This window comes from Staphylococcus sp. GW821-FHT11H10, assembly GCF_058807855.1.
Genome location: NZ_JBXARC010000004.1, coordinates 38,463 through 60,570, shown reverse-complemented (window position 1 = coordinate 60,570; position 22,108 = coordinate 38,463). Strand labels below are relative to the sequence as shown.

Genomic DNA, 22,108 nt, shown 5'->3' with positions numbered 1-22,108 from the left:
CATTTACCCCTTCCTCTTCTCATTCTAATTACTACGAATTCTAGGATCGACAAAATTATAAGTTATATCAGATATAAGATTTCCGAATAAACCTAAAAATGAAAAGAACAGGGTTAATGCCATCATTAATGGATAATCTTGACCTGTTACAGATTCTAAAAATAATTTACCAATACCATTAAATGAAAAAATAGTTTCAGTAATTACTGCACCACCTAAAATACTAACGATATCAGCTCCTAAAAAAGTAATAATTGGAATTAATGAGTTTCGTAAAATATGTTTATTATATATTTTATTAATAGTTAGACCTTTTGCTTTGGCAGTTAAAACGTAGTCTTTATTAGCGTTATCAATAATGTCATTTCTTAAATATTGAATATAACCCGCTGTTGATAATAAACCTAAAGTTAAAGCTGGCAAAATAGTATGATAAAGTTTACTCAAATAATATGTGAAACTACCTTCTTGAAGATTGATATTCACTGATCCCTGAAAAGGAAATATTGGAAATTGAAATGCAAAGATATAAATAGCAAATACACCGGCAATAAATGAAGGAATTGCTAGCATAACGTAATTGAATACTTGAATTGTGTAGTCTCCTAACGAGTATGCATATCTCCCTGAAATAATTCCTAGAATAAACGACAATATATATGTAATTATTAGAGATACCACGCCAAGCAATATTGTATTGGGCATGCGTTCGATAATCAAATCCATCACGGGTCGCTTATATTTTATAGATTCTCCTAAATTACCATGTGCAACATTTCCAATCCATCTCACATATTGCGTTGGTATAGAATCATTAAGACCTAGTTTTTCTCTCTGAGCGTCAATCGCCTCTTGCTTAACATGAGGGTTATACTGTCCACTAAAAGGATCACCTGGTTGAATAATTGCTAAACTAAATACTACTATCGATATTAAAAATAATAGTGGTATCATTAACAAAAATCTTTTTAAGATAAGTTTAATCATTTAATATTCACCCTTTCAGTAAAGAAGCAAGCAACATGATGATTCGGTTTAATTTCTTCAAGTTTTGGTCTTTCCTCGCGACACTTTGCTTGTGCAATAGGACATCTAGTATGGAATGGACATCCCTTCGGTGGATTACTTGGAGAAGGTAATTCTCCTTTCAAAATAATTCTATTCCCCTTAGATTTATTAAATTGTGGGATAGAAGAAATTAAAGCTTTAGTGTATGGATGTTTAGGATTTTTATAAAGTTCCGTACTATTTGCAATTTCTACCATATGACCTAAGTGCATTACGCCTATCACATCACTAATATGTTTTACTACGCTTAAATCATGTGCAATAAATAAATAGCTTAAATTAAATTCCTTTTGAAGATCTTTCATAAGATTTAATACTTGAGATTGCACTGATACATCTAAAGCACTTACAGGTTCATCAGCCACTATAAGTTTAGGTCTTATTGCTAATGCTCTAGCAATACCTATTCTCTGTCTTTGACCTCCGGAAAATTGATGTGCATATTTATAAAAAGTATCCTCGCTCATACCTACACAATTTAATAAATACATTACCTCATCTTTTAGTTTCTTTTTATCTACTATATGATAATTTTGCAATGGTTCTCCTATTATATCTCCAACCATTTGCATTGGATTTAATGAAGCATAAGGATCTTGAAATATCATTTGAAAATTTTTACGAGCTTCTCTTAATTTTTCCCCATTTAATTGCGTAATATTAACACCATTAATTTTAATTTCACCAGATGTTATATCTTCCAATCGAACAATTGATTTACCAAGTGTCGACTTACCACATCCTGATTCTCCTACTAAACCAAATGTTTGCCCTTTTTTAATTGTAAAAGAAATATCGTCAACAGCTTTTACATATTGAGTTGGTTTGAAAATTCCTGATTTAATAGGATAATAAGTTTTTAAATTCTGTATTTCTAAGATGTTATCCATTTTTATTCCCCTCTATTTAAAAAGATGACAGCGAACTTGACTACCATCCCTACTTATAAGTTTTGGTTCTTGTTGATTACAGCTTTCCATTCTCACTTCACATCTATTAGCAAAGCGACATTGATTCTTATTAAATTGAGTTATACTAGGTACCATGCCATCAATCACCTCTAAATATTCTACGCTTTCATTTAATCTAGGAATGGTACGCAATAGTTTTTTGGTATACGGATGTTTAGGATGATTTAGAATTTGCTGTAAATCACCGAATTCTACAATTTGTCCAGCATACATGACGATGACTTTATCACAAAATTCTGATACCACACTAAGATCATGTGTTACTAGAATAATCGACATATTAGTTTCTTCTTGCAATTTTTTTAATAACTCAAGAATTTGTGCTTGTATCGTTACATCCAGCGCTGTAGTTGGCTCATCAGCAATAAGTACTTTAGGGTTACAAGAAATTGCTATGGCAATCATAACTCTTTGTCGCATACCACCAGATAATTGGTGAGGGTAACTATTTAGAATCTCGTCCGCTCGAGCTATTCCTACTTGTTGTAATAATTCTTTAGCTAGTAAATACGCTTCCTTTTTATTTTTATTTAAATGTAAAATAATAGGTTCTATTATTTGATTCTTAATTTTAAAAACAGGATTCAATGCAGTCATTGGTTCTTGAAAAATCATTCCTATATCTTTACCTCTGATTTTTCGGTATTCACTTTCACTAGCATTTTGCAATTCTTTGCCATTAAATATAATTTGCCCTTGAGTTATTTTGGATATTTTTTCTGGCAAGAGCTTAACTATTGATTTATTTAAAATTGATTTACCACACCCTGATTCTCCTACAATCCCTAATATTTCATTACTTTTTAATTTAAAAGAAATTTGATCAATTGTAGGATACCACTCGTTTTCAATCCTAATTGATGTTTCTAGATTTTTTATTTCTAATAAATAGCTATCCATAATTTGCTCCAATCAATAAACCTCGACTAAAGTCGAGGTTCATCTTTTATTCTTTAGTTATTTGATATAAATCCTTTTCTGAGCCTATTGAGATATCAACATTTCTCACTTTATCATTTACTACTGTAATAGTATCTAATTGAACAATTGGTAATGCTGGAAGAACTTCATTAGTATGTTTTTGCCATTCTAAGTAAATTTCTTTACGTTTTTTATCGTTATTTCCTACTTTATTGAAATCTAACGCATCATCTAACAATTTATCTGATGTTTTATCAGTAGTACGCATTTCGTTTTGTGGTCTGTCAGTATGATATAAATCAGAAGGGTCTGGGTCTGAACCGCCAGTCCATGTTCTGAAATAAACTTCCATATCTTTAGAAGCACTAGCTAAGTCATCATTATATTTACCAAATTCAACCATTTTCACATTTGTTTTTAATCCTACTTTTTCCCAGAAATCTTTAATAGCTGCTGTTCTAGGTTCAAAGGTAGGATTTGAGCCAGCATAATGTTTTAAATTAATTTCAAATGGTTTACCATTAGGATCTTCTCTGAAGCCATCTCCATTTCTATCTTTATATCCTAGTTTATCTAACATTTTTTTAGCTTTTTCAGGATCGTAACTATAGTTATTTAAGTCTTTTTGATCGGCTGCAATCCAATGGATAGACGGAACAAAGCTATTTAGTTCTTTACCATAACCTTGATAAAATGCTTTAATCCATTTTTTTCTATCAATTGCATATAACATTGCTTGTCTAAGTTCTTTTTCTTTATATTTAGGACGTTCTGCACCAGTTTTATTCTTCTCTTTATCATAATCATGAGATACAAAACCAATAACAGAATAGTCTGTGCCTGGTGTTGATAATACTTTAAGTTTACCATCTCCAGATTTTTTAGCTTCTTGAGCAATACTACCTGTAGTAGAATCAGTCATATCAATTTCGCCATTTTTCATAGCTTTCACAATTTGTGTTTGATCAATAACTTTTAAATTAATTTTGTCTAAACTTGGTTTACCTTGCCAATAATCATTAAATTTCTCTAATTGAACTGCTTCACCTTGAACAACTTTTGTCACTTTATAAGGTCCAATACCAATTGGATGTTTTCTGATTTTATCTGATTTCGCTAAATCTTTAACTGCTACATCGCTTAAATATTTTTTACTTAATAATGGACCAGCAAAGAAGCCTTCAAGATAGTTCACTTTCTTCTCTTTAAAAGTAACTTCCATAGAATAGTCATTTAATTTTTTCAATCCACTAATCGTATCCGCTTTGCCTTCATGTTTTTCTTTAGCACCTTCGATGTTTTCTACGATAGGGAAATAACTGCCTTGATAATCTTTGTCTGCTAAAACATTTAAAGTATAAATCCAGTCATCAATTTTAAACTCATTACCATCTTGCCATTTAATGCCTTTTTTAATTGTAAATTTAATCTTCTTACCTGGATCAATATCTTTCCAAGAAGCAATAAATGGTTTAGGTTTCATATTTTTGTCAAGCTTAATTAATGACTCATTATAATAAGCTTCGACTGCTGAATCCGAAGCATCTGAACTCAATACTGATGATAATGTTCCTGAAGGGGCAGCATTTAAACCGACATTTAATTCTCCACCCTTATGATTAGATGTTTCTGTTTTAGATAGATCTTTTGAATTTTCATCCTGTTTCCCTTTTCCACATGCACTTAATACTAATACTGCTATTAATAAAAGTATTAAATATTTACCAATAACTTTCACTAATATCAAACCTCCTGTTGTTTCTATGATGTTTATCAATGATTTTACTACTAAAAATTTTATTAACAACTTTATTTTAAGAATTTTCAGAAAAATATACTTTTTAAATTTTTGCTTAGATTATAAAAAAACCGCAAAAAAGCCTCAGGCATCTGTTAATACCTAAGACTTTTATTTTGTTATTGCTATTTTTTCTTGCCAGTTTCACGATCAATAGATTTATCCATGTATGCATGTTTTAATGAATAATCTCCACCAATCTGATGATACTCAATCCCTTTTAATTGTGGATTTCTTAACGAAGCGCCACCTTTTTGATAGATTGGTGCTACAGGTGCATCATTTAAGAAAATTTCCTCAGCTTGACGCATTGCAGCATATCTTTCATCTGGTTTTTGAAGTAAACTACTATTGGCTTTTTTCAGTAAATTATCATACTCTTTACTACTCCAATTAGTATTGTTTTGAGCATTTCCAGTTGTCATTGTGTCTAAGAATGTCATAGGGTCAGGATAATCTGGTCCCCATACGGAAAGTGACATTGAATAATTCATAGTCAATTCCGCTTGTAATCTTTGTTTAAATGGTAATTGTTTAACTTTAACCGTTACACCAGGTAAGTTGTTTTCAATTTGAGACTTAATAAATTCTGCAGAAATTTTAGAGTCTGGCGTATCTTCAGTATTAAGTGTGAATGTAAATTTATCTTTACCTAGTGCTTTCTTAGCTTTTTCTAAGTGTTTTTTAGCTTCTTTAGGATTATAAGTTAATGGTGATTTTACTGTTTCAGCATAATCTTTTCCGTCAGGTGTCTTTGCAGTACCTTTAGCTGTAAATCCATCAAAAGGCTTAGCACCTGTACCTAAAACATCGTTTACGTAATCCTCTTTATTTACTGATTGCGCAATTGCGTATCTCATATCTTTGTTTTTAAATTCCGGTTGTTGCTTCTGGTTCATTTTTAAAAATGCAGTAGAAGCTAATAATCTTTTAAATAATGCAGGACTATCTTTATACTTATCTACTTGTTCTGATGTTATACCCGCAACGTCTACGGAACCTGTATCATATAAAGAAGCACCCGCTTGCGTATCTTTTAATACTTTATAATTAACTCGATCTAACTTGACATTATTTTTGTCCCAATAGCCCTTATTCTTAGTTAACATTATCTTATCTTCTACAGCCCACTTATCAATTTTAAAAGGACCATTATATACAGTTTTATCAGCGGTTGTACCATAAGATTTGCCATATTTTTTTACTACTTTTTCATTTTGTGGCATGAAAGTACCAAATGCCAGCATTTGTTGGAAATAAGGAATAGGCTTTGTTAATTCAACTTGTAATGTATAGTCGTCTAATGCTTTTACTCCTAAGTCTTTTGGTTTCTTACCATTTTTATTCAAGTTAATATCTTCTGCATTTTTTATATCGTACATTATGTATGCATATTCTGATGCATTCACTGGATCTACAGCTTTACGCCATGCGAATACAAAATCATTTGCAGTTACAGGATCACCATTTGACCATTTCGCATCTTTACGTAGTTTAATTGTCCATGTTTTATCACCATTTGATTTTTTAGGTTTTCCTTTAGCAACGCCTGGCACAGCTTCATCTTTACCATTAAGGGAGTATAAACCTTCATATACTTGATTATATATAGTAAATGAGACTGTATCTGTCGCTAATGTTGAATCAAGTGTATTTATATCCGAAGATGTGGCAACTCGATATGTTTGACCGCTATCATCATATAAACCTCCACCTTTACCACATGCACTTAATAGTAAAGTTGTTACAATTAATCCTAAAATTACTTTAAAGTTAATATTTTTCATAACTATTATCCCCCTTTCCCAGTCTTAAACGCTTTGCGTCAGATGTTGTTCTTTTAATTGAGCAGCTTCTTCATCAGTGACAAACACATAATGACCTGGTCTTATTTCCTGAAGTTTTCGCTCAGAATTTTTAGATTCATCTTCTTGGTATACTACACGTTTACGTGTTCTCTCACTATCTGGGTCAGGTTGAGGAATCGCTGATAATAATGATTTCGTATAATCATGTAATGGATGATAATAAATTTCGTCAGCTGAACCTAATTCAACAATTTTTCCGAAGTGCATCACTGCGATACGATCTGAAATATATTTAACCATTGATAAGTCATGCGCGATAAATAAGAAAGTAATACCTCTCTCTTTTTGTAATTTCAACATTAGGTTTACTACCTGAGCTTGTATTGATACGTCTAGAGCTGAAATAGGCTCATCCGCAATAATAAATTCCGGTTCCACTGCTAGCGCACGCGCGATACCGATACGTTGACGTTGCCCACCAGAAAATTCGTGTGGATATCTATTCGCATGTTCTTTGCTTAAACCGACTGTTTCAAGTAAGTCATAGACACGACGTTTACGATCTTTTTTACTGTTTGCTAATTTATGAATATCAATTCCCTCTGCAACGATATCCATTACTTTCAATCTAGGATTTAATGAAGCATATGGATCTTGGAAAATCATTTGAATCTTTTTATTAAACTTTAATAAATCTTTACGCTTTGAAATTTTTTGAATATCTTGTCCTTCATATAAAATTTCTCCACTTGTAATATCATTTAGTTTAATAATTGCTTTACCTGTAGTCGATTTACCACATCCTGACTCTCCAACTAACCCTAATGTTTCCCCTTTATAGATATCAAAAGATATGTCCTCAATGGCTCTTACTTCATTACGTTTACCTTCATTAAAATATTGTTTTAAATTTTTAATTTCTAATAATACTTCATTATTTTTATCCATCGAACGACACCCTTTCTACTAGACGTGGTTTGTCGTAATTATTCGGCATTTGACGCTGTCTTTTTACTACCATTTCTGGTGGTTTTACTTTAGGAGCTCTCTCATCTAATAACCATGATTTAACAAAATGTGTTGGTGACACTTTGAACCATGGTGGCTCTTGTTTAAAATCAATATCTAAAGCATATTGACTTCTACGTGCGAATGCATCTCCTTTAGGAGGATGAAGTAAGTCAGGTGGTGTTCCAGGAATAGCAATTAATTCTGTATCATTACTAGTAGTTAAATCAGGCATTGATGATAATAATCCCCATGTATAAGGATGCTTAGGGTCATAGAAGATTTCATCTACATCTCCTGTTTCTATCATTTGACCTCCGTACATAACAGCTACTCTATCTGCAATATTTGCCACAACACCTAAATCATGGGTAATAAATATAATTGATGTATCAATCTTTTTCTGCAAATCTTTCATTAAATCTAAAATTTGAGCTTGCATTGTTACATCCAATGCTGTTGTTGGCTCATCTGCAATCAATACTTTAGGTTCACAAGCTAAAGCTGTTGCGATAACAATTCTTTGTCTTTGTCCACCAGAAAACTGATGTGGAAAAGCTTTAAAACGTTTCTCTGCATTTGGTAATCCTACTAAATTTAATATTTCTAAAGCACGTTTTTTTGCTTCAGATTTACTATAATTTTTATGTTTAATAAGTGGCTCCATCACCTGTTTACCAATTTGCATCGTTGGATTAAGTGATGTCATAGGATCTTGGAATATCATTGAAATGTCTTTTCCACGTAATTTGATTAATTCACTTTCTGATTTAGTAGCTAAATCTTCTCCCAAAAAATCGATTTTACCTTTTTTTATTCTTCCAACATCGCCTTGGAATAACTTTGTAATTGCTTTAGTGGTTACTGATTTTCCAGAACCAGACTCTCCCACTATTGCTAACGTTTCACCTTTGTTCAAATAAAAATCTACGCCTCTAACTGCTTGCACTTCCCCTGCCGTAATGTCAAAGGAAACATGCAAGTCGTTTACTTCCAAAACTCTTTCTGACATACCCTTTGCCTCCTTTTTTATTTACGCATTTTAGGGTCAAATGCATCGCGTAAACCATCGCTAAATAAGTAAAAGAATAAGATCAGCAAACTCAATACTGTTGCTGGAATAAATAATTCATGAGGATGAATTAATAACATTGCACGACCATCATTTACTAAAGAACCTAGTGATGTTTGTGGTGCTGGTACACCTATACCAATGAAACTTAAGAAAGCTTCAAAGAAAATGGCACTTGGCACGGTAAACATTGAAGTTACTACAATTGCACCTAATGTATTTGGCAAGATATGTTTAAAAATCAAATTGAACTTAGATGCGCCCAATGTTCTTGAAGCCATTACAAATTCTTGGTTGTTTAATTTTAAGAATTCACCACGAACAACCCTACTCATTCCTAACCAACCTGTGATTGACATGGCTAAAATAATCGTCCATATTGATGGTTCAAATATAAGAACAAATAAGATAACGACAATTAGATTTGGAATTGAAGCAATGATTTCTAAAATACGTTGCATGATATTATCAATCCGACCACCAAAGAAACCTGATATCGCCCCATAAACAACTCCTATAAAGATATCTAATACAGCAGCCACTATACCGATAAACAATGAAATTTGAGCACCAGTCCATGTGCGTGTCCATAAATCTCTTCCTAGTTGGTCAGTACCAAACCAGAAATTTTCTTTAACTCCTGCGTCTTTATATGCGTTTGTTCCATCTGAGCCTGTTCCATCAAACGGAAGGAAAGGTACCTTATCCAGTACTGGTATCTTAGCCGGTAAATTTCGTCTTGTAACATCTTGTTCAGCATAGTCATGGTCACTTAATAAAGGACCAATAAAAGCCAAAATAACAATTAAAACCAAACCTATTAAACCCAAAATGGCTAACTTATTTCCTTTTAATTGAGTCCATGCATCCTGCCAAAAATTTTTACTTTCTCGCTGCATTTCTGGCTCTCTATTTAAATCTAAATCTCTCATTACGAAATCAGAAGATGCAATGCCTTCAGAGGTATGTGTCATAGCTGCATTTGAATGATCATCAAAAGGTTTCTCAAATTTTTCATTTCCCATTATTTCTTACCTCCCTGCACACGTATTCTCGGATCAATGATTCCGTAAAGAATATCAACGATGAAGATTGAAACAATAAATAAAGTACTAAATAAGATGGTTGTAGCCATAATAACTGAGAAGTCATTGGTTGTAATCGATCTTACGAATTGATCCCCTAATCCTGGAACACCAAAGATATTCTCTATTGTTAACGTACCAGTTAGAATCCCCGCTAACATTGGTACAATAATTGTAATAATTGGTATAAGTGCATTTCTTAATGCATGTCCAAATAGTACACGCATGGATGAATTCCCTTTTGCTCTTGCTAATAATATGTAATCTGAACTTAATACTTCTATCATTTCTGCTCGAATATACCTTGCTACAGTTGCCATCACACCTGCGGATAATGCAAGTGAAGGTAATACTGCTGTTGAAATACCTTCCCATCCTGCTACTGGGAACCATCTTAATCTAACCGCAAAAACATATTGTAATAGTACGGCTAACACGAAAGATGGCACAGAAACAGCAATAACTGAAATCACAGTAGTTGTATAGTCAACCCACGTATTTTGCTTAGTTGCAGCAGCAATACCAAGGATTAGACCTAAAAATACACCAATAATCATGGCGATAATACCCATTTCCATTGATGGAATCAATCTCGGTTTAATTAGCTCCCATACCGGTTGATTATGATACTGGAATGAATACCCAAAGTCTCCAGTTACGACATTCTTTAAATAATGAAGATATTGAATGGCAACCGGATCATTTAATCCATACTTTTCATTAAGGATTGCCTTTTGTTCGGCACCTAATTTTGCATCATTAAATGGTGACCCTGGCATCATTTTCATTAAGAAAAATGTAATCGTAATAATGATAAATAGCGACAAAAACATGTACCCCAAACGTTTTAAAACATATCGCGTCATTACTCCGCCCCCTTTAAATTTTCAAAATTAACATTCCCTTCAAAATTTTCAGAAATATTTAGTAATATTATATATACAATTTTCATATAATTGCAATATAATTTTCACAAAATTAAAAAAGTAAGCGTTTAAATAAAAACATTTTAAGGAGTACTTTGACAATCTTTTTTATTCTAACTATAAATAAGAATATATATTTTATAAAATTTAAGTTACAATAAATTAAACCGTCAACTGGGGGCTTTATTATGAAGAATTTAAAGAACTGGATGATATGGTTGATAATTACTCCCATTTTATCTATGATACTGTGGATTATATTTACAAATCATACTTTTGTTTCATATATTAATACACTTTTTTATTTGTCTCTTATTATATTCATCTCCATTTTTTTCATTTTATTAGTTCAAGAGGGCATTTTTGATGCAACGAGCTATGGTTTTAGAAGAATAAGATATCAACTATCGTCTCGCTCAAAAAAGAGAACAATGGCGGATGATGAATTTTTAAATCCTCAACAAGTTAAAAAGGAACATTATTTTATATCTACATGGATTGCTCCAGCTTTAATATGTAATATTGCATACTTTGTGATGACAATAATAATTTCATTTCTACTTTAAATCATTCTACATACAAAAATAGACCAAGGACATTATCAATTAGTGTCCTTGGTCTAATATCATTTTTCAAAATTAATCTTCAAATTTCTTAAATACTAATACAGCATTATGACCACCAAATCCAAGACTGTTACTCATTGCATAAGTAATTTCTAAATCTTGCGCTTCATTTGGAACGATGTCTAGATCACATTCAGGATCTGGTGTATTCGCATGAATAGTTGGTGCGACTTTAGAGTCACGAATAGATAATGCTGAGAAGATAGCCTCTAAACCACCAGTAGCACCTAATAAATGACCAGTCATTGATTTAGTAGAGCTAACTTTTAGTTGATTAGCAGCATCTCCAAATGTATTCTTGATCGCTCTAATTTCATACATATCACCTACAGGTGTACTTGTGCCATGTGCATTAAGATATTGAACATCTTTTGCTTCAATACCTGCATCATCAAGTGCTGCTTGCATTGCACGTGAACCACCTTCACCTTCAGGAGCGGGAGCTGTAATATGATATGCATCACCAGTTGAACCATAACCAACTATTTCAGCATAGATTTGAGCACCACGTGCTTGTGCCGATTCTAATGATTCAATCACTAAAATACCAGCACCTTCACCCATAACGAAGCCATCTCGACCTTCTTGGAATGGACGACAAGCTGTTTCTTTATCATCATTTGTAGACAAGGCACGACTAGCACTGAATCCTGCAAGTGCCATGTGTGTAATTGGCGCTTCTGTACCACCTGTTATCATCGCATCTGCATCGCCACGTTGTATGATTTTAAATGCTTCACCAATTGAGTTTGTACCAGTTGCACATGCTGTAACTGTAGAACCATTTGGCCCTTTTGCACCTAAATCAATTGATACTTGGCCGGTTGCCATATCAGGAATTAACATAGGTACGAAGAATGGACTTACTCTTCTTGGACCCTTATTTTGAAGTGTTGTATGTGCTGTTTCAAACGTTTCCATACCACCAATCCCTGAACCAATCCATACACCTATGCGATTAGCAGTTTCATCATTGATTTCCAATTTAGCATCTTCAACTGCTTGACGTGCTGCAACTACCGCATATTGTGTGAAACGGTCCATACGTCGAGCTTCTTTCTTTTCAATATGGTCTTCAATATTAAAATCTTTAAGTTCACCTGCTAAATGAACATTATAATCTTCTGTATCTATTCTAGTAATAGTATCGATTCCATTAACACCTTTCAAGGCATTTTCCCAACTTGTCTGGGCATCATTGCCAATAGGTGATAATGCACCCATACCAGTAATTACAACTCGTTTATTCTCAGTCATACATTATATCCTCCTATTTACCCCATTTGATAACCATAGCGCCCCATGTTAGGCCACCACCAAAACCTACTAATACTAGTGTGTCATCATCTTTTATTCTTCCATTTTCTAATTCTTGTGAAATACTTAAAGGTATTGAAGCAGCAGATGTGTTACCAAAGCGATTAACAGATACACTCATCTTTTCTCTCTCTATACCTAGTCTTTCTCGAGCTGATTCCATAATTCTAATGTTTGCTTGGTGAGGTATAAACATATCAATATCATCTGATTGTAGACCAGCTTTATCAACCACTCGTGTTGATGCTTCACCCATAATTCTTACCGCAAACTTGAAGACTTCTCGTCCGTTCATTACTAGTTTACCAGTATCTTTGTTTAAGTATAAGTATTTTCCACCGTTACCATCAGATCCCATTTCATAACTAATGATACCTCGTCCTTCTGAAACTTCTCCAATAACTACTGCACCAGCGCCATCACCAAAAAGGACTGCTGTTGAACGATCTGTTAAATCAGTAATCTTAGATAATTTGTCTGCACCTACTACAAGGATATTTTTATAATCACCTGATTGAACATATTGTTTTGCTGTAATCATAGAATACATAAATCCAGAACATGCAGCTAATTGATCCATTGTTGGTACTTTACGTGTATCCAATTTTTCTTGCAATATATTGGCAACCGATGGGAATGGCATATCTCCAGTAGCAGTTGCAACAATAATCATATCTATATCAGCAGGTGTGATTCCTGCATCTTTAATCGCTTTTTTACTAGCCTCGAATGCTAAGTCAGATGTATCTTGATTTTCACTAGCCCAGCGTCTTTCTTTAATTCCAGTCATTTTAGAAATCCATTCATCTGAAGTTTCTAAAAAACTTTCGAAATAAGCGTTATCAACGACTTTCTCTGGCGCATATGCACCAAATCCTTTTATACCTACGTTCATGAACGTACACCTTCTTACTTCATTTTTTAATACCAGGTATTAATTTAACACATTTTTTTACCACTACTCAAGTAGTTACCCTTTCACAAATACAGATTTCATTAAATAAAATTGATTACAAATTTTTATCAGTTATCTGCTATCTCTATACAAATAGATTACTTTACTTTAGAATGAAAGTATATAAATAATGGAGGTCATCGGTATGAAATACCTCGTAACTTTTATTTGGGCAGTCATCTTATTACAAATGGTTAACTTTGTATTAAATAGTTTAAATGGCGGTGGAACATTAAACTTTATCACGCCAATAGTTTTAGCAGTTATCTTTACAATTGTAATTGCTATTCTAGCTGCCATGATTAAACCAGATGATTTTACCCGTTCAGGTAACAGATAGTCTTATTACTACATAATAATACAATACGTTAAAAACGCTTGGAATTTGAATTTAGTAATCAAATTCCAAGTGTTTTTCTATATTAAACTAGATATAGATGAATCCTTAATATTTTAGCGATACACTACAACCTTCATGACTTTAAAAGGCTTTTAAGTGAGAAATTACTTATTCTTACTAATCTTTGGTTTAAGCTATAATTAGGGCAAGTGAATACAACAATACACTGCAACTGCACTTGAAAACAAAAAAACCTAGAAAGTGCTCATCACACTCCCTAGGTTTACCTAAACATTCATTACTCATTTTCAGGCTTTTGTACATCGAAAGTTAATTCGTGATTGTCATCTAAATCAACATTCACAACAGTACCTTCTGGCATACCTTCTTTAATCATCATACGTGCTAATGGTGTTTCAATTTGACGTTGTACAAAACGTTTCAATGGTCTTGCACCAAATTGTGGTTCGTACGCTTCTTCGCCTAACCATTTTTTCGCGTCATCAGAAACTTCAATTGAAATACGTTGATCCATTAAGCGTATATTTAATTGAGTTAAGATTTTATCAACAATCATACTCATATCATTAATAGATAATGGTTTAAATAATACTATATCATCCATACGGTTTAAGATTTCTGGTTTAAAGAATGCATGTAAGCTATCCATTACAGCTTTTTCAGTTTCTTCAGTAATGTCACCAGTATCTTTAACATTCTCAAGTAATACTTGTGAACCGATGTTACTTGTCATAATAATGATAGTGTTTTTAAAGTCAACACTGCGTCCTTTAGAATCAGTTAAACGACCTTCGTCTAATATTTGAAGTAAAACGTTGAATACATCACTATGTGCTTTTTCAACTTCATCTAATAAAATCACTGAATATGGATTACGTCTAACCGCTTCTGTTAATTGCCCTCCTTCATCATGACCTACATAACCTGGAGGGGCACCAATCAATCTAGAAACTGAATGTTTCTCCATATACTCACTCATGTCGATTCGTATCATATGTTTCTCAGAATCAAACAATGATGCAGCTAATGATTTTGCTAATTCAGTTTTACCTACACCAGTTGGTCCTAAGAATAAGAAACTACCAATCGGTCTATTAGGATCTTTAATACCTGCACGTGCTCTTACAACAGCATCAGATACTAAATCTACTGCTTTATCTTGACCCACAACACGTTCGTGTAAGATATCACTTAGATTTAATAATTTTTCTCTTTCAGTTTCAACTAATTTTGATACTGGAATACCAGTCCATTGACTTACGATGTCTCCAATTTCTTCATCAGAAACAACTTCACGAATCATGCGTTCGCTGTCACCTTGTTCATCTTGATAAGCTTCTTCAAATTCTTTTAATTCATTTTCTAATTGAGGTATTGTACCATATTGTAATTCTGCTGCTTTTTCTAAATTACCCTCGGTTTGTGCATCTTCTAGAGCTTGACGACTGCGATCTAATTCAGCACGTTTTTCTTGTACATTTGCAATTTTTTCTTTCTCTTGTTCAACACGAGATTGTAAAGACGCTTGTTTTTCTTTTTCATTTGAAAGTTCTTCTTGTAATTCTTCTAAACGATGTTTACTTGCGTTGTCAGATTCATTTTTCAAAGCACTTTCTTCAATTTCTAATTGCATAACTCGACGATTAACTTGGTCTAATTCAGTTGGATTTGAACCCATTTCTGTTCGAATAGTTGCACATGCTTGGTCAACTAAATCGATTGCTTTGTCAGGTAAGAATCTATCAGTAATATATCGATCTGATAATTCAGCTGCTGCAACTAGAGCACGGTCTTGAATACGTACACCATGATAAACTTCATAACGTTCTTTTAGTCCACGTAAAATTGAAATTGTATCTTCTACATCTGGTTCACTTACGCCTACTTTTTGGAAACGACGCTCTAATGCAGAATCTTTCTCAATATATTCTCTATATTCATTTAAAGTAGTTGCACCAATACAATGCAATTCACCACGTGCTAACATCGGTTTCAACATGTTACCAGCGTCCATTGCACCATCTGTTTTTCCTGCACCAACTAACATATGAATTTCATCAATAAATAAAATAATGCGTCCATCTGACTCTTTTACTTCTTTAAGCACTGCTTTAAGTCGCTCTTCAAATTCACCTCTAAATTTTGCACCAGCAACCAATGCGCTTAAATCTAATTCAAAAATTGTTTTATCGAGTAATGATTCAGGCACATCTTTTCGTACAATTCGTTGCGCTAAACCTTCAACAATTGCAGTTTTACCTACACCAGGTTCCCCGATTAATACTGGATTGTTTTTAGTTTTACGACTTAAGATTCGAATTGTGTTACGAATTTCTTCATCCCTGCCAATAACAGGGTCCATTTTACCTTGACGTACTTCTTCTACTAAGTCACGACCATATTTTTCTAAAGCTTCATAATTTACTTCTGGATTTTGTGAAGTCACATGATTTCCCCCTCTTACTTTAGTTATTATTTCTTTCACTACTTCTTCTTTATTTCCAACAAATTGTTTAGTAGTATCATCAATATCCATCGCAGCACGAAGGACGTGTTCCATTGAAATATATTCATCTTCATATTCTTTCATATATGATTCAGCTTTATTTAATAATTCATTTGCTTTAGCTCCTATATACTGTCCATATTGAATATTATCTCCTTGTACAGAAGGATAATTTTTCAATTTATTTGTATACGCTTGATTTAATTCATCTGTATCTATATTTGCTCGTTCTAATATGCTTTTAAATAAACTATCAGTTTCTTCTAAAGTTCCTTTTAATATAGCTTCAATTTCAATATTTTGTAATTCGTTTTCTTTACTCAATTCAACGGCTTTTTGTAATGCACCTTGAATTGCATATGTCATTTGATTAATATCCAAATTTGTTCACCCCTATATATTTGATAAGAGCAAGGTCAATTAGTTTGTTTTGACTTTGACTTTCTTTGACCTTAATTACATTATAGACCCTCTTAAATGATTACGCAACACTTACAATCAACTTTTAAAAATTTCTCAAACTGCCTGGTCAAGCTAGTTTGACGTAATTAGTGAGTTTCTTTTATTACTTGTTTTATCACACTTTTTTTGTTATAAACATCAAATATACGTTAAAACTGCAAATAAAATAAACCAGTTCAATGATTTAAAATCACTAAACTGGTCTAGAATGAATTATTTGTTTTTTGAATTTTTCTTTATAGTTTTGATTATTTCATCGGATAAAGCTTTTACACCACTATTTTCAAGATGCACACCATCTGGTGCAAAATATTCAGAATGTCCAGCAGATCGTTGGTACCAATCCACTAAAGTTACATTCTTATGCTTCTTAGCAGCATTAGCTAGTTGTTTATTCACATTATCCTGCCAATCTCGAGGAACACGTGTATTAACAAGGTAAATTTGTGCTTTACCAAACTTATTAATTAATTGATTTAATTCTTCCTCTGTAAAATCACCATTTGTACCTAGTTCTAAAACGACTTTATCTGATGGTTTATTATAATTTGAATAATTGCCTGCTATCGACAACGCTTCTTGTAGGTGACGCCCAACTTTACCATCAATAGTTGCTTTAGGTACTTGAGATTTAAATTCTTCACCAATATCTACCATCACTGAGTCTCCAATAAGTAATGGACTAATATTAGTATAAACTTGTTTTTTACTTTTACTATTACTACTAGAGCCATCGATTTTTATATTTTCCCCAGGCATCATTCTTACTAAATATTTATCTTGATCATTCGTGTTGAATGAATTTGCTTTGTTATCAATTTCATCTTTTCCAAAACGATCGAAGACACCTAAGAATAACAATACTATCGGTATCACAGCAATAATTGACACTATTGTTCTAATAAATTTAGGTCGCTTTAAATAATTGAATGAAAATGCCTTTAAACCTTCTCGTCTAAATGGTGTTTCAATATAACGATATGATAACTCAGCAAATAAAACTGTAAGTATGATATCAACAAAGTACACATAAATAGGAAGTTGCCCATCAACAAAATGAATGTGTATAAAACTTATGACAGGAAAATGCCATAAATATAAACTATAAGAGCGTTTACCTATATAAACAAATATACGATGACCTAATACCTTTGCTAAGATACTAGAAGGGTGTACGACACTAGCAATAATAAATAATGTCATACCTGATATGAGATAAAATCCACCATTATAAATCCATGCACTAGTATCTTTCACTGTAAAGAATAAGTAGATAAGTATTATTAGCCCTAAGATGCCTATACCATCAATAGAACGTTGCAATACTTTTGGTGGATTGGCTTTTAATTTAAATGGTGGCCATACAAATGCTAATATCACACCCAATAATAACGTTTGCAAGCGAGTATCTGTCCCAAAATAAACTCTCGAATACCCAACATTGGGTTGTGAAATAATGACCATCGCTAATAAAGAAACTAAAGAAATAATCCATAATATCAAAGTAACATTGCGATATTTTTTAATCGTTAAGAGTAAAATGACCAACACAAATGGGAAGAACAAATAGAACTGTTCTTCTATTGCAAGTGACCACAAGTGTTTTAATGGCATAAATGAAAATTGTTCGAAGTAGTTAACATCTTTGGCAATATACCACCAATTCGACACATAGAATAATGCAGCGATAATATCATGTTTTACTCGAACGATTTGTTGTGGTTCAAATATTAATGTAGCAATCCCAACAACGATTAATAGCGCAACAACTGCTGGAAGTAACCTTTTAACTCGTCGAATCCAGAATTGTTTAAGGCTAATAATACCTCGCTCTTCGTATTCCTTTAAAAGTAAACTTGTGATTAAATATCCAGAAATAACGAAGAAGGTATCTACTCCTATGAAACCACCTGTAAGCCATTTCCTGTTTAAATGGTAAATGATAATACCTAAGACAGCAATTGCTCTTAGTCCATCTAAACCAGGCATGTAACGCATTTTAGTCTTACGTTGTTTCCCTTTTTCAAAATCTTGTTTCATTGTTCACATTCTTTCCCTATTAAATAATAAATTTTAATAAATTCATTAATTACTAAAGCACTGAAAATCAGGATAAAACGAAAGCCGATGATCAACAACATGAGAAAATATGATTTAAGTTAATATTCTTTTATATTTTAATGTATATGATTGAATCGAGTTTTATACTTAGATGTCTGAGCTTGAACTATAATAATATTTTATAAAATTTGACGCATTTATTATTATTTTTCATAAATGCAAGTACAACTTAAATTATTTTATATTGTAATTCTTATGTATTGTAGTATAACGCTTAAACAAATTCAATTTATATTACAATTATGTCATTTATTAACTTAACTTTGTCACTAAAAGCATTGAAAATGAACATTTAAATTGTTTCTATTATAAATAAAAAAACAATAGTACATCCTAATCGTGTACTATTGTTCAAAAGCGATTAATTAGCCAACGCCTAATGCAATTTTAGCGTATCTTGACATCATATCTTTGTTCCAAGGTGGGTTCCAAACAATATTAACCTCTGTGTCTTGTATTTCTGGAATCTCAGCTAATACTGTTTTAATTTGTTCGATAATTTGTGGTCCAAGTGGGCAACCCATTGATGTTAAAGTCATTTCAACTGTACATAAACCATCATCATCAACATTCACTTTATATACTAAACCTAAATTAACGATATCAATACCTAATTCAGGGTCAATAACCATTTCAAGTGCACCTAGGATACTGTCTTTTAATGCCTCTTCCATTAGTATCACCTCTCATTATTTATCTTTACACTAATATATCAAATATCCGACAAAACGCCAATAAAATGCTATGATACAACTAAGCGAATAAAGACGTTATAATAACATTATAAAGTTGATTTATGTATCAATTTTAAGAGCATTTAATATGAAATGATAATGTATTTTATTCTATAGATATGTAGCTTAAGGAGAAATATATGAAACCTTATTTAATTTGTTTAGACTTAGATGGGACATTATTAAATGATAATAAAGAAATTAGTGACTATACTAAGCAAGTACTTACAACATTAAAAAAGCAAGGTCATCGCATTATGATTGCGACTGGAAGACCATACCGTGCAAGCCAAATTTATTATCACGAATTAAACATGGACACACCTATCGTTAACTTCAACGGGGCTTATGTTCATCATCCTAAATCAGATGATTTTAAAACGACACACGAAGTTCTAGATGTGGACCTCGCTAGAAATATGATTGAAACACTTCAAAAAGCAAAAGTTACAAATATTATTGCTGAGGTTCGCGATCACGTGTTTATTAATAATCATGACCCTAGATTATTTGAGGGTTTTTCAATGGGTAATCCTAAAATTGAAACAGGTAATTTATTAGAAGAATTAGATGAAGCACCAACGTCGTTATTAGTAGAAGCAGAAGAGATTTACATACCTAGAATCAAGCAAATGTTAACGCGTTTCTATGCAGAGAATATTGAGCACAGACGTTGGGGCGCGCCTTTCCCAGTAATCGAAATCGTTAAACGCGGGATTAGTAAAGCGCGTGGGATTGATCAAGTCAAAGACTATTTAGGAATTGAACCTTCACATATTATAGCCTTCGGAGACGAGGATAATGATATTGAAATGATTAAATATGCTAAATATGGTATCGCAATGGACAATGGTCTAGATGAATTAAAACATATTGCAAACCATATTACTTATTCAAATAATGATGATGGTATCGGCCGTTATTTAAATGATTTCTTTAAATTAAATATACCTTATAAAGGTTAAACAACAATTCTTAAGTGAGACAAATGTATACTTTTATAATGTCTCACTTTTTTAATATATTTTTTACGGGGGGAATGTATGATGCGTAAAATAATTGTAGTCGGTGCTGTCGCCGGTGGTGCGACCTGTGCTAGCCAAATACGACGTTTAGATAAAGACAGTGAAATTACTATTTTTGAAAAAGACCGCGACATGAGTTTCGCAAATTGTGGATTACCCTACTTTATAGGTAACATTGTTAATGAACGTAAAGATGTTTTACCAATTACGCCAGACGTGTTTAAAGAAAAGAAAGATATTACAGTTAAAACATATCATGAAGTAATTGCTATTAATGATAAAGATCAAACAGTGACAGTAGTAAATCGTCAAACGAATGAAAAATTTAAAGCGAGTTATGACAAATTAATATTGAGTCCTGGTGCAGGTGCTAATTCTTTAGGATTTGATAGTGATTACATATTCACTTTACGCAATATGGAGGATACTGATGCCATCGATCAATTTATAGATCAACATCAAGCTAAAAAAGCATTAGTAGTAGGAGCAGGTTATATTTCATTAGAAGTCTTGGAGAATTTATATGCTAGAGGATTAGATGTTACTCTAATTCACCGCTCTGAAAAAGTTAACAAGTTGATGGACCAAGATATGAATCAAGTTATCTTCGACGAGTTAGATTCGCGACACATACCTTATCGATTAAATGAGGAAATTGTAAGTGTTAAAGATCATCTGGTTACTTTTAAATCAGGAATTCAAGAAGACTTCGATATAATTATTGAAGGCGTTGGCACACATCCAAATTCGAAATTTATCGAGTCATCTAACGTAGCATTAGATGATAAAGGCTTCGTTAAAGTTAACTATAAATTTGAAACGAATATCCCAAATATTTATGCTTTGGGTGATGTGATTACCTCTACCTACCGTCATGTAAATCTACCCGCACAAGTTCCATTAGCTTGGGGAGCACATCGTGGCGCAAGCGTCATTGCAGAACAACTAGCTGGTAATAAAAACATAATTTTTAAAGGTTTTTTGGGTACCAATATCGTTAAATTTTTCGACTATACATTAGCAAGCGTCGGCATCAAAGTCGAAGAATTAACACATTTTGATTATCAAATGGTTGAATTAAATTCTGGCACTCATGCAGGTTATTACCCTGGAAATACTAATGTCCACTTACGCGTTTACTTTGACACAAATAATCGTCATCTTTTACGTGCTGCCGCAGTAGGTAAAACAGGTGTTGATAAGCGTATTGACGTATTATCAATGGCAATGATGAGCGAATTAACCATTGATGAATTAACTGAATTTGAAGTGGCATACGCACCACCTTACAGTCATCCAAAAGATTTAGTTAATATGATTGGTTACAAAGCTAGAGATTTATAA

The 22,108-nt window shown here is 32.7% G+C and carries 18 protein-coding genes; 4 read left to right on the top strand and 14 right to left on the bottom strand.

The genetic code is table 11. The features are described 5' to 3' along the window. Positions 1-24 precede the first annotated feature (24 nt). The 9 genes from opp4B to opp3b all read right to left on the bottom strand — a co-directional run bounded on the left by opp4B (position 25) and on the right by opp3b (position 10,597). Positions 25-987, bottom strand: coding sequence for an oligopeptide ABC transporter permease (gene opp4B / locus AC1RRU_RS03780; RefSeq protein WP_053021630.1), 963 nt, complete (start codon positions 985-987; stop codon positions 25-27). Continuing rightward, a complete protein-coding gene (locus AC1RRU_RS03775) occupies positions 984-1,958 on the bottom strand; it encodes an ABC transporter ATP-binding protein (protein ID WP_053023162.1) in 975 nt (324 codons plus the stop codon). Before AC1RRU_RS03775 ends, opp4B begins: the two co-directional genes overlap by 4 nt. A 12-nt stretch (positions 1,959-1,970) precedes the next feature. Continuing rightward, the gene (locus tag AC1RRU_RS03770) at positions 1,971-2,939 is read right to left on the bottom strand and encodes an ABC transporter ATP-binding protein (protein ID WP_053019857.1); all 969 of its coding nucleotides are present in this window, start codon (positions 2,937-2,939) and stop codon (positions 1,971-1,973) included. Positions 2,940-2,985: 46 nt separating this feature from the next. Beyond that, the gene (gene opp4A, locus AC1RRU_RS03765; protein ID WP_053019855.1) at positions 2,986-4,698 is read right to left on the bottom strand and encodes an oligopeptide ABC transporter substrate-binding protein; all 1,713 of its coding nucleotides are present in this window, start codon (positions 4,696-4,698) and stop codon (positions 2,986-2,988) included. A gap of 185 nt (positions 4,699-4,883) precedes the next feature. After that, the gene (locus tag AC1RRU_RS03760; protein ID WP_053019853.1) at positions 4,884-6,545 is read right to left on the bottom strand and encodes a peptide ABC transporter substrate-binding protein; all 1,662 of its coding nucleotides are present in this window, start codon (positions 6,543-6,545) and stop codon (positions 4,884-4,886) included. 24 nt (positions 6,546-6,569) lie between these two features. Continuing rightward, entirely contained in the window at positions 6,570-7,514 is a 945-nt protein-coding gene (locus tag AC1RRU_RS03755) for an ABC transporter ATP-binding protein (RefSeq protein WP_053019852.1), read from the bottom strand. Further along, a complete protein-coding gene (locus AC1RRU_RS03750; protein WP_053021629.1) occupies positions 7,507-8,586 on the bottom strand; it encodes an ABC transporter ATP-binding protein in 1,080 nt (359 codons plus the stop codon). The genes AC1RRU_RS03755 and AC1RRU_RS03750 overlap by 8 nt, the downstream gene beginning before the upstream one ends. A 17-nt stretch (positions 8,587-8,603) precedes the next feature. Next, positions 8,604-9,671, bottom strand: coding sequence for an oligopeptide ABC transporter permease (gene opp3C, locus AC1RRU_RS03745; protein ID WP_493196447.1), 1,068 nt, complete (start codon positions 9,669-9,671; stop codon positions 8,604-8,606). Then, positions 9,671-10,597, bottom strand: coding sequence for an oligopeptide ABC transporter permease (opp3b, locus tag AC1RRU_RS03740; RefSeq protein ID WP_037538673.1), 927 nt, complete (start codon positions 10,595-10,597; stop codon positions 9,671-9,673). The genes opp3C and opp3b overlap by 1 nt, the downstream gene beginning before the upstream one ends. Positions 10,598-10,845: 248 nt before the next feature. Here opp3b and AC1RRU_RS03735 point away from each other — a divergent pair, with 248 nt between their 5' ends. After that, positions 10,846-11,223: a DUF3899 domain-containing protein gene (locus AC1RRU_RS03735; RefSeq protein WP_033079768.1), complete on the top strand. Its 378-nt coding sequence runs from the start codon at positions 10,846-10,848 to the stop codon at positions 11,221-11,223. A 72-nt stretch (positions 11,224-11,295) separates the two neighbouring features. On the opposite strand, the gene fabF is transcribed toward AC1RRU_RS03735, so the two are convergent. After that, positions 11,296-12,540, bottom strand: coding sequence for a beta-ketoacyl-ACP synthase II (fabF, locus tag AC1RRU_RS03730; protein ID WP_011276239.1), 1,245 nt, complete (start codon positions 12,538-12,540; stop codon positions 11,296-11,298). A 13-nt stretch (positions 12,541-12,553) separates the two neighbouring features. Continuing rightward, the gene (locus tag AC1RRU_RS03725) at positions 12,554-13,495 is read right to left on the bottom strand and encodes a beta-ketoacyl-ACP synthase III (protein WP_011276240.1); all 942 of its coding nucleotides are present in this window, start codon (positions 13,493-13,495) and stop codon (positions 12,554-12,556) included. Between the two features lie 205 nt (positions 13,496-13,700). On the opposite strand from AC1RRU_RS03725, the gene AC1RRU_RS03720 reads away from it, so the two are divergent. Then, complete coding sequence (locus AC1RRU_RS03720; RefSeq protein WP_011276241.1) at positions 13,701-13,895, top strand: YjzD family protein; 195 nt, start codon at positions 13,701-13,703, stop codon at positions 13,893-13,895. Positions 13,896-14,193: 298 nt separating this feature from the next. Here the strand turns inward: AC1RRU_RS03720 and clpB are convergent, their stop codons facing one another. The 3 genes from clpB to AC1RRU_RS03705 form a co-directional block, all read right to left on the bottom strand. Continuing rightward, positions 14,194-16,803: an ATP-dependent chaperone ClpB gene (clpB, locus tag AC1RRU_RS03715; protein WP_049395548.1), complete on the bottom strand. Its 2,610-nt coding sequence runs from the start codon at positions 16,801-16,803 to the stop codon at positions 14,194-14,196. Between the two features lie 294 nt (positions 16,804-17,097). Then, positions 17,098-18,924 carry an acyltransferase family protein gene (locus tag AC1RRU_RS03710; protein WP_011276243.1) on the bottom strand — a complete coding sequence of 609 codons (1,827 nt, stop codon included), beginning with the start codon at positions 18,922-18,924 and terminating at the stop codon, positions 17,098-17,100. Positions 18,925-19,370: 446 nt separating this feature from the next. Continuing rightward, on the bottom strand, positions 19,371-19,679 hold the full coding sequence (locus AC1RRU_RS03705) for a metal-sulfur cluster assembly factor (protein WP_011276244.1): 309 nt from the start codon (positions 19,677-19,679) through the stop codon (positions 19,371-19,373). Between the two features lie 200 nt (positions 19,680-19,879). Between AC1RRU_RS03705 and AC1RRU_RS03700 the strand changes: the two genes are divergently transcribed. After that, positions 19,880-20,704: a Cof-type HAD-IIB family hydrolase gene (locus AC1RRU_RS03700; RefSeq protein ID WP_016931172.1), complete on the top strand. Its 825-nt coding sequence runs from the start codon at positions 19,880-19,882 to the stop codon at positions 20,702-20,704. 81 nt (positions 20,705-20,785) lie between these two features. Continuing rightward, positions 20,786-22,108, top strand: a complete 1,323-nt coding sequence (locus AC1RRU_RS03695) for a CoA-disulfide reductase (RefSeq protein ID WP_037570611.1) — start codon at positions 20,786-20,788, stop codon at positions 22,106-22,108.

Bases quoted from the DNA above. Each gene is read 5' to 3' on its own strand.
- opp4B (WP_053021630.1), bottom strand. From the start codon at position 987: ATGATTAAACTTATCTTAAAAAGATTTTTGTTAATGATACCACTATTA.
- AC1RRU_RS03775 (WP_053023162.1), bottom strand. From the start codon at position 1,958: ATGGATAACATCTTAGAAATACAGAATTTAAAAACTTATTATCCTATT.
- AC1RRU_RS03770 (WP_053019857.1), bottom strand. From the start codon at position 2,939: ATGGATAGCTATTTATTAGAAATAAAAAATCTAGAAACATCAATTAGG.
- AC1RRU_RS03760 (WP_053019853.1), bottom strand. From the start codon at position 6,545: ATGAAAAATATTAACTTTAAAGTAATTTTAGGATTAATTGTAACAACT.
- AC1RRU_RS03755 (WP_053019852.1), bottom strand. From the start codon at position 7,514: ATGGATAAAAATAATGAAGTATTATTAGAAATTAAAAATTTAAAACAA.
- AC1RRU_RS03750 (WP_053021629.1), bottom strand. From the start codon at position 8,586: ATGTCAGAAAGAGTTTTGGAAGTAAACGACTTGCATGTTTCCTTTGAC.
- opp3C (WP_493196447.1), bottom strand. From the start codon at position 9,671: ATGGGAAATGAAAAATTTGAGAAACCTTTTGATGATCATTCAAATGCA.
- opp3b (WP_037538673.1), bottom strand. From the start codon at position 10,597: ATGACGCGATATGTTTTAAAACGTTTGGGGTACATGTTTTTGTCGCTA.
- AC1RRU_RS03735 (WP_033079768.1), top strand. From the start codon at position 10,846: ATGAAGAATTTAAAGAACTGGATGATATGGTTGATAATTACTCCCATT.
- fabF (WP_011276239.1), bottom strand. From the start codon at position 12,540: ATGACTGAGAATAAACGAGTTGTAATTACTGGTATGGGTGCATTATCA.
- AC1RRU_RS03725 (WP_011276240.1), bottom strand. From the start codon at position 13,495: ATGAACGTAGGTATAAAAGGATTTGGTGCATATGCGCCAGAGAAAGTC.
- AC1RRU_RS03720 (WP_011276241.1), top strand. From the start codon at position 13,701: ATGAAATACCTCGTAACTTTTATTTGGGCAGTCATCTTATTACAAATG.
- AC1RRU_RS03710 (WP_011276243.1), bottom strand. From the start codon at position 18,924: ATGAAACAAGATTTTGAAAAAGGGAAACAACGTAAGACTAAAATGCGT.
- AC1RRU_RS03705 (WP_011276244.1), bottom strand. From the start codon at position 19,679: ATGGAAGAGGCATTAAAAGACAGTATCCTAGGTGCACTTGAAATGGTT.
- AC1RRU_RS03700 (WP_016931172.1), top strand. From the start codon at position 19,880: ATGAAACCTTATTTAATTTGTTTAGACTTAGATGGGACATTATTAAAT.
- AC1RRU_RS03695 (WP_037570611.1), top strand. From the start codon at position 20,786: ATGCGTAAAATAATTGTAGTCGGTGCTGTCGCCGGTGGTGCGACCTGT.